The sequence below is a fragment of the Streptomyces sp. NPDC005393 genome, from assembly GCF_040606675.1.
GTDB lineage: Bacteria > Actinomycetota > Actinomycetes > Streptomycetales > Streptomycetaceae > Streptomyces.
Genome location: NZ_JBEXFG010000032.1, coordinates 1 through 15,383, shown reverse-complemented (window position 1 = coordinate 15,383; position 15,383 = coordinate 1). Strand labels below are relative to the sequence as shown.

Sequence of the window (15,383 nt, the reverse complement as noted above, 5' to 3'; positions counted from 1 at the left end):
GATGCGCGCGATGAGCTCATCGAGGTGGTCATGCGCGGACGCTGGGGCGCCGCCCCTTCCCGGTGGACGGGAACGACTCGAAGATCAGGCGTACGGGTGAGCACCGGCCCCCTACGACGAAAGTCGCCGGCCGGGACGTTCGCGTAGTCGAAGGTGCCCTGAGGTGGGGCCGGTGGACGCGGCGACACGCTCCCGCGGCCCCATCGGCGTATCCGCGTCAGGGGCAGTCAGGACGACTGCCGGCGTATCAGCTGGGTCGGGAGTACGAGCTGCGGCCGCTTGGCCGTACGCTCCGACGTCCCCGCGATCTCCTCCAGCAGCACCCGCACCATCGCCCGGCCCATCTCCTCGGTCGCCTGCCGGACGCTGGTGAGCGGCGGATCCATGTGGCGGGCGACGGCCGAGTCCTCGAAGCCGACGAGCGCGACATCGTCCGGGACCCGGCGCCCGTCCTCGCGCAGCACCTGTCTGGCCCCCGCGGCCATCACATCGGAGGCCGCGAAGACCGCGTCGAGATCCGGGCGCCGCTCCAGCAGGGCGCGCATGGCCCGGCGGCCCCCCTCCTCGGTGAAGTCCGCGGCCGCCTCCAGCCCGGGGTCCGGCTCCCGGCCCGCCGCCCGGATCGCGGCGCGGTAGCCGTCCAGCCGGCACTGCGCGACATACATGTCCAGCGGGCCGGTGATGGTGGCGACCGCGGAGCGGCCGCGGCCGATGAGATGCTCCACGGCGGACTGCGCGCCCCCGGTGTTGTCCGAGTCGACGTACGGCACCGACTCGTGCGCGGAGCGGCGCCCGTTGAGCACCGCGGGCACCTCGGTGCGCTCCAGCAGGTCAGGCAGGGGGTCGTCCGCGTGCACGGAGACCAGCAGCACCCCGTCGACCCGGTGCGCGGAGAGATAGTCCGCGAACCGCTGGCGCTCCTTGGGGGTCCGGATGAGGGTGAGCAGCAGCTGGAGATCGGTGTCGGCGAGCTCGGCGCCGACGCCGCGGATGATGTCGGAGAAGTACGGCTCGGCGAACAGGCGGGTCTCGGGCTCGGGGATCACCAGCGCGACGGCGTCGGCGCGATTGGCGGCGAGCGCCCGGGCCACCCGGTTGGGCACATAGCCGAGTTCGGCGACGGCCTGCTCCACGGCCGTACGGGTGCGGTCGCTGACCCGTGGCGAGCCGTTGATCACCCGGGAGACGGTGCCGCGGCCGACCCCGGCGCGGGCCGCGACCTCCTCGAGCGTGGGCCTTCCCCGCCCTGCGCCGTGCCGCCGCGTTCCTGCCATCTCGCGCCTCCAGCCGTCCGCACCCAGCAGCTTCACCCCCGTGGGCGGCTGCGGGGCCATTCAACAGCAGTGCCGTTTCGGGAAGTTGTTCAGCGCACTCCCTTGACACCCCAGCGGGGAGCCGCAACCCTTCAACACATCACAGCTGGGAGCGCTCCCACAGTAGCTGGGCCATACACAACCCACACGTTGCCCGCCCGCGCCGATCCATCTCAAAGTCCCATGTATATGCACCTTTTGGCCGGGAGCGGTACGTCAGGACGCCAGGAGGACGGAATGCGCAGAGGCACTGGTACGTACCGCGGCAGAGCGGTGGCCCTCGCGGCCATCGCCGCGTTAAGCGCCGGGCTGCTCAGCGGCTGCGCCGACGACGGCGACAACAAGGACGGCAAGTCCGGCGGTGGGGGCGGTGGTGGTGGCGGTGGTGGTGGCAAGACCACGATCACCATGGGCCTCTTCGGCACCTTCGGCTTCCAGGAGGCCGGTCTCTACGACGAGTACATGAAGCTCCACCCGGACATCAAGATCCAGCAAACGGTGATCGAGCGCAACGAGAACTACTACCCGCAGCTGCTGAACCACCTGAGCACGGGCAGCGGTCTCGCGGACGTCCAGGGCATCGAGATCGCCAATGTCACCGAGGTCGCCCAGACCCAGGCGGATAAGTTCATTGACCTTTCGAAGACAGACGGGGTCAAGAAGGAGAACTTCCTTGACTGGAAGTGGCAGCAGGGATCCACGAAGGACGGCAAGGTGATCGGCCTCGGCACCGACATCGGCCCCATGGCGATCTGTTACCGCAAGGACCTCTTCAAGGAGGCCGGGCTGCCCACCGACCGGGAGAAGGTCGCGCAGCTGTGGGCCGGCGACTGGAACAAGTACCTGGAGGCCGGCAAGACCTACATGAAGAAGGCCCCGAGCGACACGGCCTTCGTCGACTCGGCCGGCGGTGTCTACAACGCGGTGATCTCCGGCAGCGCCGAGCGCTACTACGACACGAGCGGCAAGCTCATCTACAAGGACAGCCCGGCCGTCAAGAACGCCTGGAACATCGCGACCAAGGCGGCCACCGGGCAGCTGACCGCCAAGCTGCAGCAGTTCCAGAAGACCTGGGACCAGGCGTACGCGAACGGAAAATTCGCCACCGTCTCCTGCCCGCCCTGGATGCTCGGCTACATCCAGGAGAAGGCCGGGGCCAAGGCGAAGAACAGGTGGGACGTCACCGCCGCGCCCAAGCCCGGCAACTGGGGCGGGTCCTTCCTCGGCGTGCCCAAGGCGGGCAAGCACACGGAGGAAGCGGCCAAGCTCGCCGCCTGGCTGACCGCGCCCGAGCAGCAGGCCAAGCTGTTCGCGAAGCGCGGAAGCTGGCCGAGCGCCCAGGCGACGTACTCCCTGCCCGATGTGGCGAACGCCAAGCACCCCTACTTCGACAACGCGCCGATCGGCACCATCTTCGCCCAGGCCGCCAAGGGCATTCCGGTCCAGGTGCTGGGGCCCAAGGACGGCATCATCTACCAGAACATCACGGATATCGGCCTCCTCCAGGTCGACCAGCAGGGCAAGTCCCCTGAGCAGGGCTGGAAGGCCGCGACCAAGACGATCGACAACGCACTGGACCAGTGACCGGAATGACAGCACCCTCCGGTAACGCCGCGCCCCCCGCAGGGCAGGGGGGCGCGGCCCCGCGCGGCGCCACCGCCGTGGCGCCCCTCGATCCCAAGGAGCAGCGGCGGCGCACCTGGCGCAGCCGCCGCCACCGCTGGGACGTGCGGTGGAGTCCGTACGCCTTTGTCGCCCCCTTCTTCGTCTTCTTCGCCGCCTTCGGACTCTTCCCGCTGCTCTACACGGGCTGGGCCTCGTTGCACCGCGTGGAGCTGACCGATCCCACCCAGATGGAGTGGGTCGGGATGCGCAACTTCTCCCGGCTGTGGGACGACGAGTTCTTCTGGAACGCGCTCCAGAACACGTTCACCATCGGGCTGATCTCCACCGTGCCGCAGCTGCTCATGGCCCTCGGGCTGGCGCATCTGCTCAACTACAAGCTGCGCGGCTCGATGTTCTTCCGGGTCGCCGTCCTCACGCCGTACGCCACCTCGGTCGCCGCCGCGACGCTGGTGTTCGTGCTGCTCTTCGGGCGCGACTACGGCATGATCAACTGGGCGCTCGGCTCGATCGGCATCGATCGGATCGACTGGCAGAACTCCACCTGGACCTCGCAGTTCGCGGTCTCCACGATCGTGATCTGGCGCTGGACCGGCTACAACGCGCTGATCTACCTGGCCGCGATGCAGGCCGTGCCGCACGATCTGTACGAGTCGGCGGCGCTGGACGGGGCCTCGCGTTGGCAGCAGTTCCTCCATGTCACGATCCCCTCGCTGCGCCCCACCATCCTGTTCACCGTCGTGGTGTCCACGATCGGGGCGACCCAGCTCTTCGGTGAGCCCCTGCTGTTCAACGGCAGCGCGGGGGCGACCGGCGGGGGCGACCACCAGTTCCAGACGCTGGGCCTGTATCTGTACGAGCAGGGCTGGGTGAATCTGCACCTGGGCCGGGCCTCGGCCATCGCCTGGACCATGTTCCTGATTCTGCTGCTGATCGCCGCGGCCAACTGGCTGCTCGGGCGTCGGCTGCGGAAGAGCCAGTAAGGGAGACGAGGGACCACCATGACCGCCACCGTGTCTCCCCGACCGGCCCCCGCACCGACCGTGACGCCCCCGGCCGGCAAAGGCCGCAACCGAGCCGGCCGGCAGCTGTACGGCGGCAGGATCACCTACGCCGTGCTGATCCTGTTCACCCTGGGCTCGCTCTTCCCGCTGGTGTGGACCGCCATCGCCGCCTCCCGCACCAACACCCGGCTGGCCGAGACCCCGCCGCCCTTCTGGTTCGGCGGAAACCTCTTCACGAACCTGGACACCGCATGGAGCGACGCCAATATGGGCGCCGCGCTGCTCAACACGACGGTGGTGGCGGGCACCATCGCGGCCGGCACCGTGCTCTTCTCCACCATCGCCGGCTTCGCCTTCGCCAAGCTGCGCTTCCGGTTCAAGAACCTGCTGCTGGTGCTCACCATCGGGACGATGATGGTGCCGCCCCAGCTCAGCGCCGTACCGCTGTACATGGTGATCGCCAAGCTGGAGTGGACCGACCGGCTGCAGGCCGTCATCCTGCCCACGCTGGTCAGCGCCTTCGGGGTGTTCTTCATGCGGCAGTACCTGAGCCAGGCGCTGCCGACCGAGCTGATCGAGGCCGCCCGGGTGGACGGCGCGAGCAGCCTGCGGATCATCTGGCATGTGGTCTTCCCAGCGGCGCGCCCGGCCATGGCCGTGCTGGGGATGCTCACCTTCGTCCAGGCGTGGAACGACTTCTTCTGGCCGATCATCGCGCTCACTCAGACCGGCAACCCCACCGTCCAAGTCGCCCTGGCCGGTCTGGGCCGTGGCTATATCCCCGACCAGTCGGTGATCATGGCGGGGGCGCTGCTCGGCACGCTGCCGCTGCTGATCGCCTTCATCCTCTTCGGCAAGCAGATCGTGGGGGGCATCATGCAGGGCGCGGTCAAGGGCTGAGCCGGCCGCCACCGCCCTCCCCCGCTTCTCCTCCCCGCCCTCCCCCGCACGGTTCTCCCTTTCCCTGTCCTCCCTTCCTCCCCGCACCACGACCTCGAATGGGAGCGCTTCCATGACCCTTTCCTTCCCGCCCGGATTCCTGTGGGGCGCGGCCTCGGCCGCCTATCAGGTCGAGGGCGCCGCACAGGAGGACGGCCGCACCCCGTCCATCTGGGACACCTTCAGCCACACCCCCGGCAAGGTGCTCGGCGGCGACACCGGCGATGTGGCCGTCGACCACTACCACCGCTTCCGCGAGGACGTCCGGCTCATGGCCGACCTCAACCTGGGCGCGTACCGCTTCTCGGTCTCCTGGTCACGGGTGCAGCCCACCGGCCGCGGACCGGCCGTCCAGCGCGGGCTCGACTTCTACCGCTCGCTGGTGGACGAGCTCCTGGCCGCGGGGATCCAGCCGGTCGTGACCCTCTACCACTGGGACCTTCCCCAGGAGCTGGAGTCCCGGTTCAACAGCGGCTCCGCCGCGGGCGGCGGGTGGCCGGAGCGCGACACCGCCAAGCGGTTCGGCGAGTACGCGGGCATCATGGCGGAGGCGCTCGGCGACCGCGTCGAGTACTGGACCACCCTCAACGAGCCCTGGTGCAGTGCCTTCCTCGGGTACGGCTCGGGGGTGCACGCCCCCGGCCGCACCGAGCGGCTCGCCCCGCTGCGCGCCGCCCACCATCTCAACCTCGCCCATGGCCTCGCCGCCCAGGCGCTGCGCGCCGCGCTGCCGGCCCGCGCCCAGATCGCCATCAGCCTCAACCCGGCGGTGGTCCGGCCGCTCACCGACAAGCCGGAGGACCTGGACGCTCAGCGGCGTATCGACGCGCTCGCCAACCGCGTCTTCAGCGGTCCGCTGCTGCGCGGCGGGTACCCGAACGACCTCATCGAGGACACCGCCCCTATCACCGACTGGTCCTTCGTCCGCGATGGCGACCTGGCCGTCATCAAGCACCCCCTCGACGCGCTGGGCATCAACTACTACACACCGTCATTGGTATCAGCCGGCACTGACAACGACGGATCCCCCGCCCGCCATGACGGCCACGGCGCCAGCGCCCACTCCCCCTGGCCGGGCTCCGAGCGCGTCGCCTTCCACCAGACGCCGGGCGAGCGCACCGAGATGGGCTGGACGGTCGACCCGACCGGACTGCACGACCTGCTGATGCGCTACACCCGCGAGGCCCCGGGCGTCCCGCTCTACATCACCGAGAACGGCGCCGCGTACGACGACAAGCCGGACGCCGACGGCGCCGTCCACGACCCGGACCGGATCGACTACCTCCACGCCCATCTGGCCGCCGCCCACCAGGCCATCGCGGACGGCGCCGAGCTGCGCGGCTACTTCCTCTGGTCGCTCATGGACAATTTCGAATGGGCGTACGGATACAGCAAGCGCTTCGGCGCGGTCTACATCGACTATCCGACCCAGGCCCGCGTCCCCAAGTCCAGCGCTCGCTGGTACGCGGAGGTGGCGCGCACGGGAGAGCTGCCGAACGGCTAGCCGGCAGCCCCCCCGAACGGGGCTCCACCCGCCATGGGGAGCGGGCGGAGCCGCCGTAATCCTCACCCCCGATTTTTCCCACGTATTCCTTCAACATTTCCGCCATCGGGAGGACCGATGCCCGCCGACGGGGGTGGAAAGGACGAGGGGCTGGTAATCCATTGAGACATGAGAGCACTTCCGGGGCACCGCCAGAGAGACCGCGAAGACGACTCCGGTCGGGCCACGCCTGCCGGAAAGGGTGAGAAGCTCGCCGACTGGTTCGACGGGCGGGTGGGCCTCTACAAAGCGGCCAAGGCCAATCTGCGGAAGGTCTTCCCGGATCACTGGTCCTTCCTGATCGGCGAGATCGCCCTCTACACCTTCGTCATCATCATTCTGACCGGGGTCTACCTCACCCTGTTCTTCGAGCCCGCCATGCGGGAGGTCGTCTACCACGGCCGCTGGACGCCGCTGCAGGGCATCCGGATGTCTCAGGCGTACGAGTCCACCCTGCACATCAGCTTCGATGTGCGCGGCGGGCTGCTGATGCGGCAGGTCCACCACTGGGCGGCGATCCTCTTCATCGCGAGCATGCTCCTCCATATGATGCGGACCTTCTTCAACGGGGTCTTCCGCAAGCCGCGCGAGATCAACTGGCTCTCCGGTGCCGGGCTGCTGATTCTCGGCATGTTCGACGGATTCATGGGCTACTCGCTCCCCGATGACCTCCTCTCGGGCACCGGGCTCCGCTTTATGGAGGGCGCGATCCTGTCGATCCCGGTCGTCGGCACCTATCTGTCGTTCTTCTTCTTCGGCGGAGAGTTCCCCGGAACGTCCATCGTGCCGCGGCTGTTCACCGTCCATGTGCTGCTGATCCCCGGCATCATGCTCGGTCTGCTGGCGCTCCACATGATTCTGCTCGTCTATCACAAGCACACCCACCACCCCGGGCCCGGCAGGACGAACATGAACATCGTCGGACCGCCCCTGTGGCCGGTCTATGTGGCCAAGTCCGGTGGGTTCTTCTTCCTCGTCTACGGTGTCACCACCCTGATGTCGGGCATCGCCCAGATCAACCCGGTCTGGGCCTACGGCCCCTACCGGCCCGACCAGGTGTCCACCGACGCCCAGCCCGACTGGTACATGGGCTTCTCCGAGGGGCTCATCCGGCTGATGCCCGGCTGGGAGATCAATCTGTGGGGCCACACCCTCGTCCTGGGCGTCCTCATCCCCTTCATGATCTTTCCGATGGTGCTGCTCGTCATCTGGATGTATCCGTTCCTGGAGGCATGGGTCACCGGCGACAAGAGCGAGCACCATCTGAACCAGCGCCCGCGCAACGCCCCGACCCGCACCGCCTTCGGCGTCGCCTGGATCACCTTGTACGCGATCCTGCTGATCGGCGGCGGCAACGACCTCGTCGCCACGCACTTCCATCTGTCGATCAACGCGATCACCTGGGCCTGCCGGATCGGCTTCTTCGTGGCTCCGGTCGTGGCGTTCATCATCACCAAGCGGATCTGCCTCGGCCTCCAGTGGCGCGACCGGCAGAAGCTGCTGCACGGCCGCGAGACCGGCATCATCCAGCGGCTGCCGCACGGCGAGTACGTCGAGCTGCATGAGCCGCTGTCACCGGCCGAGCGGTACACGCTGACCGCCTACGAACAGTACGAGCCCATGGAACTTCCCCCGGCGGTCGACGAGGGCGGGGTCGCCCGGAGGCTGTCCCGCAAGGAGAAACTGCGCGCCTGGCTGACCTGTTTCTACTTCGGCGCGGGCGGACAGGTCTCCAAGCCCTCGAAGGAGGAGTTCCAGGAACACCAGCACGAGGAAGAACGCCAGCCTCAGTAGGGGCGCACGGAACGGCGGGGCGCGGCGGGTGGGGGAGTCCGTCCGCGCCCCGCCGTGTGGGGGTGCTGTGGGGGGTGGCGATCGGGGGGATTCCGGGGGCGGTCAGCCCTGGTACGCGGCCAAAGCCTTGGTGAACGCCAGCTCGCCCTGCTCGATCGAGCTGCAGGTCGGCGACGCGGAGTTCTGGGCGCCGCCGGGGCACTGCTTGTCGCGGGTCGCGGACCACATGGACAGCCAGGCCAGGCCCTTGGACTTGGCGAACTCGACCAGCTGCGAGGCGTCGTCCACCTTGAATATCTCGGTGTTGACGTCATTGACGCCGATCATCGGGGTGACGGCGACGGCCTTCCACGCGGCCTCGTCGCTCAGCCCGAGGGCGTCCTTGATCTGCCCCTGGGTCGCCGTGGCCGCGTCGATCGCGTACTGGCCCATGTCGCCGTCGAAGGAGGGCCCGTAGTCCATCGCCATGATGTTGACGGCGGAGACCTTCACCCCGTTCTTCCTGGCGTCGGCGACCAGGCTCACCCCGTCCTGGGTAAGGCCGGTGGGGAGGACGGGCAGGGTGAAGGAGACGTCCAGACCGGGGTTCTTCTTCTGGAGCGCGGCGATGGCCTGGGCGCGGCGCGTGTTGGCCTGCGTGTTCGGGAGCGCGCCGCCCTCGATGTCGAAGTCGACCTTGGTGAGCTTGAAGGTGTCAACGACCTTGCCGTAGGCCGCGGCCAGCTCATCCGCCGAGGAGCAGGCCAGGCCCAGCTCGGAGCCGGACGCGCCGCCGAAGGAGACCCGGACGTCACCGCCGGCCGAGCGCAGCTGGTCGATCTGCCCGGCGACGGCGTCACTGCCGAGGTCGGTGACGCCGCCCCACTTGGGCGTACAGCCGCCGCCGGAGGTGACGAAGGCGAGGTTGAACTCCTTGACGCCGGTCCTCTTGGCGGTGCCCACCATGTCGAAGGCGGGGTAGAGCGAGGTATCGATGTACGGGGCGAAGCCCGCGTCCGCCGCCGTGGCCGCCTTGGCCGCCTTGGCCACCTTGGCCGAGGCGGCCGGCTTCTCGGAGACGGTCCCGGCGTTCGCCGCCCCGCTGAGCGCGAACGCCGCGCCGCCGGCCACGACGGCGGCAACGGACGTGCCGATCACCTTGGTGGTCCGGCTCGCCTTGCGACGGTGCGTGCTGCCCATGTCGTGCCTGCCTCTGGTGTGCGGGGGTGGGGGGTGGTGGTGCGGGCAGCACGCTAGCGACCGGAATTCCGACAAACGGCAGGATCCGTGCAGTGGGCACGGATCTTATGGCTCCCTTAAGGAACGCATCGGCGGCGATTAATCCTCCAACGACCGCGCCACGACCGCGCGTCGATCGGCGCGCCGTACGGTCGTCACGCAGCGTCCGCCGTACATCTGGAGGTTTCATGGCACATATCCGCACTCGGCTGGCCGTGGTGGGCTCGGTCGTGGCGCTCGCCGCCGGCGCTTTCCTTCCCGCGCAGTCGGCCGGCGCCACCCCGTCTGCCGCACCGCGCCTTGAATGGGTCGCCCTGGGCGACTCGTACACCGCCGGAGCCATCAAGGCGGCCGGCGACACCTTCGAGGTCCCTCGCGACGGCTGCGAGCGCACCGACCAGTCCTATCCGCAGATCGTCGATCGCGACCTCGGCTCACTGGTCCAACTGACCAATGTCAGCTGCGGCAACGCCACCATCGAGAACGTCTCCTTCAGGTCGCAGGAGCCGATCGGGCACCACCTCCCGCCCTTCTCCGAGGACCCGGACTATCCGTTCCCCCCGGTGCCTCCCCAGTCCGAGGCAGTGGCCCCGGACACTGATGTGGTCACCGTCGGCGCCGGCGGCAACACCCTCGGATTCGGCGAGATCCTCTTCAACTGCCTGCAACTGGACCAGGGAAGCGGCGGGGTGGGGACGCCATGCCGGGACGAGCTGGCCGACAGCATCCCCGAGCGGCTGGCGAAGGTGAGCACGGAGTACGGCGACATGCTCGGCGCCATCCATGCGCGGGGACCGTCCGCCAAGGTCCTGAGTGTCGGCAACCCCACCATCGTCCCCCAGGACACCGGCAAGTGCCGGTACAACGACTGGGAGCAGTTCGCCTCGATCACCCGTGGCGACCTGGACTGGCTGCGGACGGACGTCCTGGAGCCGCTCAACGCCGTCATCGAACAGGCCACCCATGAGCACGGTGACACCTTCGTCGACCTCTACCACTCCTCCCGCCGGCACAGCGTCTGCGACGCGGGCAAGTGGGTGGAGGGCATCTTCACCACGTTCCCGACCGAGCCCGCCATGGTGCACCCCAACGCCATGGGGCACCAGAATGCCGCGGCCCATATCGAGGAAGCGATCCTGGCCGGCTGACGCGGACCCACCCAGCCCCGTACGGAATCGCATTTGGCCTCAGCCGGGTGCGGTTCCCGCCCGTTTGCGCGTCTTCTTCCGGCCGCGCCGCCGCTCCCCGCCGCGTGCGGGCCCGCCGCCGTTCAGCGAGAGCCATATCCGTACCTCCGTACCGCCCAGCACCGACCGCCCGATCCGCAGATCGCCGCCGGTCGACTCCGCGACCCGGCGCACGATGTCCAGGCCGAGCCCGGTCGAGCCGGGGCCGCCGTCGCCGTGGCCGCGGCGCAGCGCCGCGTCCGGGTCGGCGATGCCGGGGCCGGCGTCGGAGACCAGCACGATCACTGCATTGCTAGCGGCCCCGCCATCGTGGACGTCCACCGCCAGCGCGGTGCCCTCGGGGGTGTGCCGGAAGACGTTGCCGAGCAGCGCGTCGAGCGCGGCGGCGAGTTCCGGGCGCCCGACCGGCACCCGTACGGTCCGGTCGACGCCGGCCAGCCGTACCGTGCGGTCCTCGTCCTCGGCGAGCGCGGACCAGAAGTCCATCCGCTCCCGGATCACCTCGGAGGCGTCGCAGCCGGACGGGGTGTGCGACTTCTGCTGGCGCGCGGTACGGATGATCTGGTCGACCTCGCGCTCCAGTTGGGCGACAGCGGCGCGGGTCTGGTCGGCCGCCGGCCCCTCGCCGAGCGAGGCGGCGTTGAGGCGCAGCACGGTGAGCGGGGTGCGGAGCCGATGGGAGAGGTCGGCGGCCAGCTCACGCTCCCCGGCGAGGAGTTGGACGACCCGGTCGGCCATGGCGTTGAACGCGGCGGCGGCCGAGCGGAGTTCGGCCGGGCCGTCCTCGGGGACGCGGACGCCGAGCTCGCCCTGGCCGAGGTCGTGGGCGGCCCCGGCCAGCCGCTCGGCCGGGCGCACCAGCCGGGTACCGAGCCGGTCGGCCGTAGCGACCGCGCCGACGACGAGCGCGAGACCGACGCCCGCGAGCACCAGCCAGGAGGTGGTCACGCCGCTGGTGACCACGGCACGCGGGACATAGACCTCCACGACCGCGACCCGGCCGGTGCTCAGCGCGGTCGGCTGAAGCAGGGCGTAGCCGCCGGGGACACCGGAGACGGAGGCGCGGCCGAGCCGCCGCGCGGTAGCTACCTGGCCCTTGCCCGCCCGGCTCTTACCGAGGTCGTAGCCGCTGCCGCGGTCGCCCGGCACATCCGGGAGGTGCACCGCCATCCGGCCGTCGCCGCCCGCCTGGGTGCTGGCGACCGCGCGCTGCAGCCGCCCCCGTTCGGTGGTGATGGCCAGCGCCGGGCCGATCGCGGCGGCCTGCCGCTCGGCGTCCGCGAACGCCCGGTCCCGGGCCAGCTCCTTGACGACGAGGCCGAGCGGGACCGCGAAGGCCACGACGACCATCGCGGTGACGGCCAGGCAGACCTTGACCAGGGCCCATCTCACGCGTGCTCCGCCGGTGGCTCGAGCTTGACCCCGACCCCGCGCAGCGTATGCAGATAGCGCGGGCGGGCGGCCGTCTCACCGAGCTTGCGGCGCAGCCAGGACAGATGGACATCGATGGTCTGGTCGTCGCCGTAAGACTGCTGCCAGACCTCGGCGAGGAGTTCCTTACGCGGGACGACGACGCCGGGGCGCCCGGCGAGAAAGGCCAGCAGATCGAACTCCCGGCGGGTGAGATCGAGCGCCACGCCGTCCAGCACGGCCTGCCGGCGCAGTGGATCGACGGTGAGCCCGCCGACCCGCAGCACCGCCGAGGGCGGCGCCTCGCCCGCCGCGCCGCCGCGTGAGCGCCGTAGTACGGCGGCCATCCGGGCGGACAGATGGGCCACGGAGAACGGCTTGACCAGATAGTCGTCGGCGCCGTCGTTGAGCAGCCGGACGATCTCGGCCTCGTCGTCCCGCGCGGTCGCGACGATGACCGGCACATCGGTGATGCCGCGCAGCATCTTGAGCGCCTCCGCGCCGTCCAGATCGGGCAGGCCGAGATCCAGGATGACGACGTCGAATCCGATGTGCGCGACTTCCCGCAACGCCTCCAGGGCGGTGCCGACGCTGCGTACCGTGTGGGACGCCTCGGACAACTGCCGTATGAGGGCTGAGCGCACGAACTGGTCGTCCTCGACCACAAGCACACTTGCCATGAGCGGCACCGTACGCCATTCGGGTGGGACAGGATGAGGAAGATGCGAAGAGGTCTGGTCCAATGTCTGGCGTGGATGCTGGCCACGGGTGCCGCGGTCGCGCTGTCGTGGTACGGCGTGCGTACGGTGCTGACCGGCACGGCGTACGAACCGCCGCGCGCGCTGCCGATCGCGGACGGTGCCGGGTCCTCGACCGACCCCTGGTCGTCCTCGACGCACCGGCCCAAGCCGCCGTCGCCGTCGGCGGCTTCGCCGTCCCGTCCGTCGTCGGTGTCACCCGGGCCGGCACGGACGCCGACGCCGACCCAGACCGCGAAACCCAGGCCGGAGCCGGAGCAGAAGCGCACACCGGAGCCGGCGGAGGCGGGCGGTGACGTACGGAGCTATCCGGCCAAGGGCGGCCGGGCCGTCTTCGACATCCGTGACTCCTGGGCGGAGCTGGTCTCCGCGACACCGGACGGCGGCTGGCAGATGCAGGTATGGAAGCAGAGCGAGTGGATCCGGGTGGACTTCGTCTCCGGCGCGGACACCACCACCGTCTTCTGCACCTGGCACGACGGCCCGCCCCAGGTCCGCGTGGACGAGCACTAAGGGGCTTCGGTCAGCTGAAGACGGCGGGCGGCGGAGCCGGGGAGGGTGCGGCGGTCGCGTCGGTGACCGGAGCCGCGCCGCCCGTGAAGTCCGCGAGCGCGCGCCCGTGTTCGACCCGCGCGGGGTGCGGATCCCCGGCGGCCCGGCGGGTGAGCTCGGCCAGCGGCAGCGCGCGGTCGGCGGCCAGCAGTACGGCGTTGCCGAAACGGCGGCCGCGCAGCACGGCGGGGTCGGCGGTCAGACACACCTCGGCGAACGCCGCGCGGGCGGTGGCGATCTGGGCCCGCAGATGGGCCAGCGGCGGGCCGTCGGCCAGATTCGCGGCGTACAGCCCGTCGGGGCGCAGCGCCCGCCGTATCTCGCCCAGGAACTCCACACTGGTGAGATGCGCGGGGGTACGGGCCCCGCTGAAGACATCCGCGATGATCAGGTCGGCCCAGCCGTCGGGCACCTTGGCCAGACCGGCCCGTGCGTCGGCGCCGCGCACCCGTATCCGATGAGCGGGGTCCAGCGGCAGCTCACGCCGGACGAACTGGACGAGCGGGGCGTCGATCTCGACCACCTGCTGGGTGGAGCGGGGCCGCGTCGCCGCGATGTAGCGGGCCAGGGTGAAGGCGCCGCCGCCGAGATGGACGGCGTGCAGCGGACGGCCGGGCGGGGCGGCGAGATCGGCGACATGGCCGAGCCTGCGCTGGTACTCGAAGTCGAGATACCCGGGGTCGTCCAGATCCACATGCGACTGCGGCTTGCCGTCCAGCAGCAGCATCCAGCCGCGGGGGCGGTCCCGGTCCGGCACGAGCTCGGCGAGCCCCCCGTCGACGGGTGCGGTGGCCGGCTCGGGGATGCGCCCCCGCGCCGCCGCGCGCCCGCGCGCCGCTCGCTTCTTCGTGCCTTTCGCCATGTGTCCCAGTATGCGGCGGGCCACCGACAGCCGGTGTCGACGGCTGCTGGCAGCCGGTGCCGGTGCGGGTGCCGGTGCCGGTGCGGGTGCCGGTGCCGGTGCGGGTGCCGGTGCCGGTGCGGGTGCCGGTGCCGGTGCGGGTGCCGGTGCCGGTGCGGGTGCCGATGCCGGTGGCTACTGGCAGCGGTCGACGGCCTCGATGGTGCGGGCCGCCTCGCCGAGCGCCGCCCGTAGTTCGGCGGGGTCGGTGGCGACGGTGTACGCGGCGTCGGGCGGCACCAGCCAGCCGGCGCCGACGCCCGGGGGCCCGGCGTCCGCGGCAGCGGTGCTTATGCGCGTACCGCGCCCGGCCGTCTGGGTGCACGCGCTGCCCGGCAGATCCCAGCCGTCCGCGGTGCCGGGCGGCACCAGGAAGCCGAGGGTGTCGCAGGTGTTGTCATGCAGTACGGGGCCGAGGCCGTCGCACGCACGGCGCAGGATGTCCACCGCCTCCAGCCCCTGACGGGCCGGCACGGTGACGAGATCGCAGTCCTGGCGCGGGAGATGCTGGGCAGTCGTCCGTGAGCGGCTGATGTCCACTCCGGCCTCCCTCTTCATCGGGTTGCATCTGGTTCAACGCGCGGCGGTGTCAACGGCTACGGCCGAATGCCGCCGTAAAGGATGGCAGTTCATGGCAGATCGCGGGCCTTATGTGTCTTTTGCCGGGAATCTTCGAGTGTCGCGGATCTCACAGCCGGTACGGTTCTCCCCCGCCCACCCGGCAGCACAGAGGGAGAGGCTTCTATGACGCCGCTTCCAGAGCCCTCGTCCCCCCGGCCGAACACCGCGTTCCGGCGGATCCGTGGACAGCTCTCCCCCTCCGAGTTCGCGGCATCCGTACGCCGCGCCGCCCGCGAGATCGGCGAGCAGGTCTCCTGCGACGCCCGCTATATCGGCCGCGTCGAGTCCGGCGCGATCCGATGTCCCAACTACGCGTACGAGCGCGTCTTCCGCCATATGTTCCCCGACCGCACCCTTACGGATCTGGGCTTCGCCCCGCGCGAAGCGGTAAGGGGCCACGGCGCGCGTGCGGGTGCCGGCGCGGGTACCGCCTCGCTGAGCCACCCCCGCCCGAGGAGCGGACGCGCCGACGCAGCAGCACGACCAGCTCCACGCGCCCAACTGGCCCGCTAGGGGCGTG

At 70.3% G+C, this 15,383-nt stretch carries 13 protein-coding genes and 1 pseudogene; 8 read left to right on the top strand and 6 right to left on the bottom strand.

The window, feature by feature from the left end; genetic code table 11:
• Nucleotides 1-227 precede the first annotated feature (227 nt).
• The gene (locus ABZS71_RS24065; RefSeq protein WP_355854000.1) at nt 228-1,274 is read right to left on the bottom strand and encodes a LacI family DNA-binding transcriptional regulator; all 1,047 of its coding nucleotides are present in this window, start codon (nt 1,272-1,274) and stop codon (nt 228-230) included.
• Between the two features lie 276 nt (nt 1,275-1,550).
• Between ABZS71_RS24065 and ABZS71_RS24060 the strand changes: the two genes are divergently transcribed.
• The 5 genes from ABZS71_RS24060 to ABZS71_RS24040 all read left to right on the top strand — a co-directional run bounded on the left by ABZS71_RS24060 (nt 1,551) and on the right by ABZS71_RS24040 (nt 8,216).
• Nucleotides 1,551-2,897, top strand: a complete 1,347-nt coding sequence (locus ABZS71_RS24060; RefSeq protein ID WP_356213439.1) for an ABC transporter substrate-binding protein — start codon at nt 1,551-1,553, stop codon at nt 2,895-2,897.
• Nucleotides 2,898-2,902: 5 nt separating this feature from the next.
• Complete coding sequence (locus tag ABZS71_RS24055; protein ID WP_356213436.1) at nt 2,903-3,919, top strand: sugar ABC transporter permease; 1,017 nt, start codon at nt 2,903-2,905, stop codon at nt 3,917-3,919.
• A gap of 18 nt (nt 3,920-3,937) precedes the next feature.
• Nucleotides 3,938-4,840: a carbohydrate ABC transporter permease gene (locus ABZS71_RS24050; RefSeq protein ID WP_356213433.1), complete on the top strand. Its 903-nt coding sequence runs from the start codon at nt 3,938-3,940 to the stop codon at nt 4,838-4,840.
• Nucleotides 4,841-4,952: 112 nt separating this feature from the next.
• The gene (locus ABZS71_RS24045) at nt 4,953-6,383 is read left to right on the top strand and encodes a GH1 family beta-glucosidase (RefSeq protein WP_356213430.1); all 1,431 of its coding nucleotides are present in this window, start codon (nt 4,953-4,955) and stop codon (nt 6,381-6,383) included.
• A 168-nt stretch (nt 6,384-6,551) separates the two neighbouring features.
• Nucleotides 6,552-8,216, top strand: a complete 1,665-nt coding sequence (locus ABZS71_RS24040; protein ID WP_356213427.1) for a cytochrome bc complex cytochrome b subunit — start codon at nt 6,552-6,554, stop codon at nt 8,214-8,216.
• A 102-nt stretch (nt 8,217-8,318) separates the two neighbouring features.
• Here the strand turns inward: ABZS71_RS24040 and ABZS71_RS24035 are convergent, their stop codons facing one another.
• Entirely contained in the window at nt 8,319-9,395 is a 1,077-nt protein-coding gene (locus ABZS71_RS24035) for a chitinase (RefSeq protein WP_356213424.1), read from the bottom strand.
• Nucleotides 9,396-9,622: 227 nt separating this feature from the next.
• On the opposite strand from ABZS71_RS24035, the gene ABZS71_RS24030 reads away from it, so the two are divergent.
• Nucleotides 9,623-10,582, top strand: coding sequence for an SGNH/GDSL hydrolase family protein (locus ABZS71_RS24030; RefSeq protein ID WP_356213421.1), 960 nt, complete (start codon nt 9,623-9,625; stop codon nt 10,580-10,582).
• Nucleotides 10,583-10,621: 39 nt separating this feature from the next.
• Here ABZS71_RS24030 and ABZS71_RS24025 read toward each other — a convergent pair whose 3' ends face one another.
• Together ABZS71_RS24025 and ABZS71_RS24020 are read right to left on the bottom strand one after the other, a co-directional pair.
• Nucleotides 10,622-12,013: a HAMP domain-containing sensor histidine kinase gene (locus ABZS71_RS24025; RefSeq protein WP_356213418.1), complete on the bottom strand. Its 1,392-nt coding sequence runs from the start codon at nt 12,011-12,013 to the stop codon at nt 10,622-10,624.
• A complete protein-coding gene (locus ABZS71_RS24020; protein ID WP_355853977.1) occupies nt 12,010-12,711 on the bottom strand; it encodes a response regulator transcription factor in 702 nt (233 codons plus the stop codon). Before ABZS71_RS24020 ends, ABZS71_RS24025 begins: the two co-directional genes overlap by 4 nt.
• A 42-nt stretch (nt 12,712-12,753) precedes the next feature.
• On the opposite strand from ABZS71_RS24020, the gene ABZS71_RS24015 reads away from it, so the two are divergent.
• Entirely contained in the window at nt 12,754-13,302 is a 549-nt protein-coding gene (locus tag ABZS71_RS24015; protein ID WP_356213415.1) for a hypothetical protein, read from the top strand.
• A 10-nt stretch (nt 13,303-13,312) separates the two neighbouring features.
• Here the strand turns inward: ABZS71_RS24015 and ABZS71_RS24010 are convergent, their stop codons facing one another.
• On the bottom strand, nt 13,313-14,203 hold the full coding sequence (locus ABZS71_RS24010) for a fused MFS/spermidine synthase (protein ID WP_356213412.1): 891 nt from the start codon (nt 14,201-14,203) through the stop codon (nt 13,313-13,315).
• Nucleotides 14,204-14,377: 174 nt separating this feature from the next.
• A complete protein-coding gene (locus ABZS71_RS24005) occupies nt 14,378-14,800 on the bottom strand; it encodes a hypothetical protein (RefSeq protein ID WP_355853968.1) in 423 nt (140 codons plus the stop codon).
• Nucleotides 14,801-14,986: 186 nt separating this feature from the next.
• Between ABZS71_RS24005 and ABZS71_RS24000 the strand changes: the two are divergent.
• Nucleotides 14,987-15,271 (top strand): annotated as a pseudogene (locus ABZS71_RS24000) (tetratricopeptide repeat protein); the annotation flags it as partial.
• Nucleotides 15,272-15,383 lie beyond the last annotated feature (112 nt).

Bases quoted from the DNA above. Each gene is read 5' to 3' on its own strand.
- ABZS71_RS24065 (WP_355854000.1), bottom strand. From the start codon at position 1,274: ATGGCAGGAACGCGGCGGCACGGCGCAGGGCGGGGAAGGCCCACGCTC.
- ABZS71_RS24060 (WP_356213439.1), top strand. From the start codon at position 1,551: ATGCGCAGAGGCACTGGTACGTACCGCGGCAGAGCGGTGGCCCTCGCG.
- ABZS71_RS24055 (WP_356213436.1), top strand. From the start codon at position 2,903: ATGACAGCACCCTCCGGTAACGCCGCGCCCCCCGCAGGGCAGGGGGGC.
- ABZS71_RS24050 (WP_356213433.1), top strand. From the start codon at position 3,938: ATGACCGCCACCGTGTCTCCCCGACCGGCCCCCGCACCGACCGTGACG.
- ABZS71_RS24045 (WP_356213430.1), top strand. From the start codon at position 4,953: ATGACCCTTTCCTTCCCGCCCGGATTCCTGTGGGGCGCGGCCTCGGCC.
- ABZS71_RS24040 (WP_356213427.1), top strand. From the start codon at position 6,552: ATGAGAGCACTTCCGGGGCACCGCCAGAGAGACCGCGAAGACGACTCC.
- ABZS71_RS24035 (WP_356213424.1), bottom strand. From the start codon at position 9,395: ATGGGCAGCACGCACCGTCGCAAGGCGAGCCGGACCACCAAGGTGATC.
- ABZS71_RS24030 (WP_356213421.1), top strand. From the start codon at position 9,623: ATGGCACATATCCGCACTCGGCTGGCCGTGGTGGGCTCGGTCGTGGCG.
- ABZS71_RS24020 (WP_355853977.1), bottom strand. From the start codon at position 12,711: ATGGCAAGTGTGCTTGTGGTCGAGGACGACCAGTTCGTGCGCTCAGCC.
- ABZS71_RS24015 (WP_356213415.1), top strand. From the start codon at position 12,754: ATGCGAAGAGGTCTGGTCCAATGTCTGGCGTGGATGCTGGCCACGGGT.
- ABZS71_RS24010 (WP_356213412.1), bottom strand. From the start codon at position 14,203: ATGGCGAAAGGCACGAAGAAGCGAGCGGCGCGCGGGCGCGCGGCGGCG.
- ABZS71_RS24005 (WP_355853968.1), bottom strand. From the start codon at position 14,800: ATGAAGAGGGAGGCCGGAGTGGACATCAGCCGCTCACGGACGACTGCC.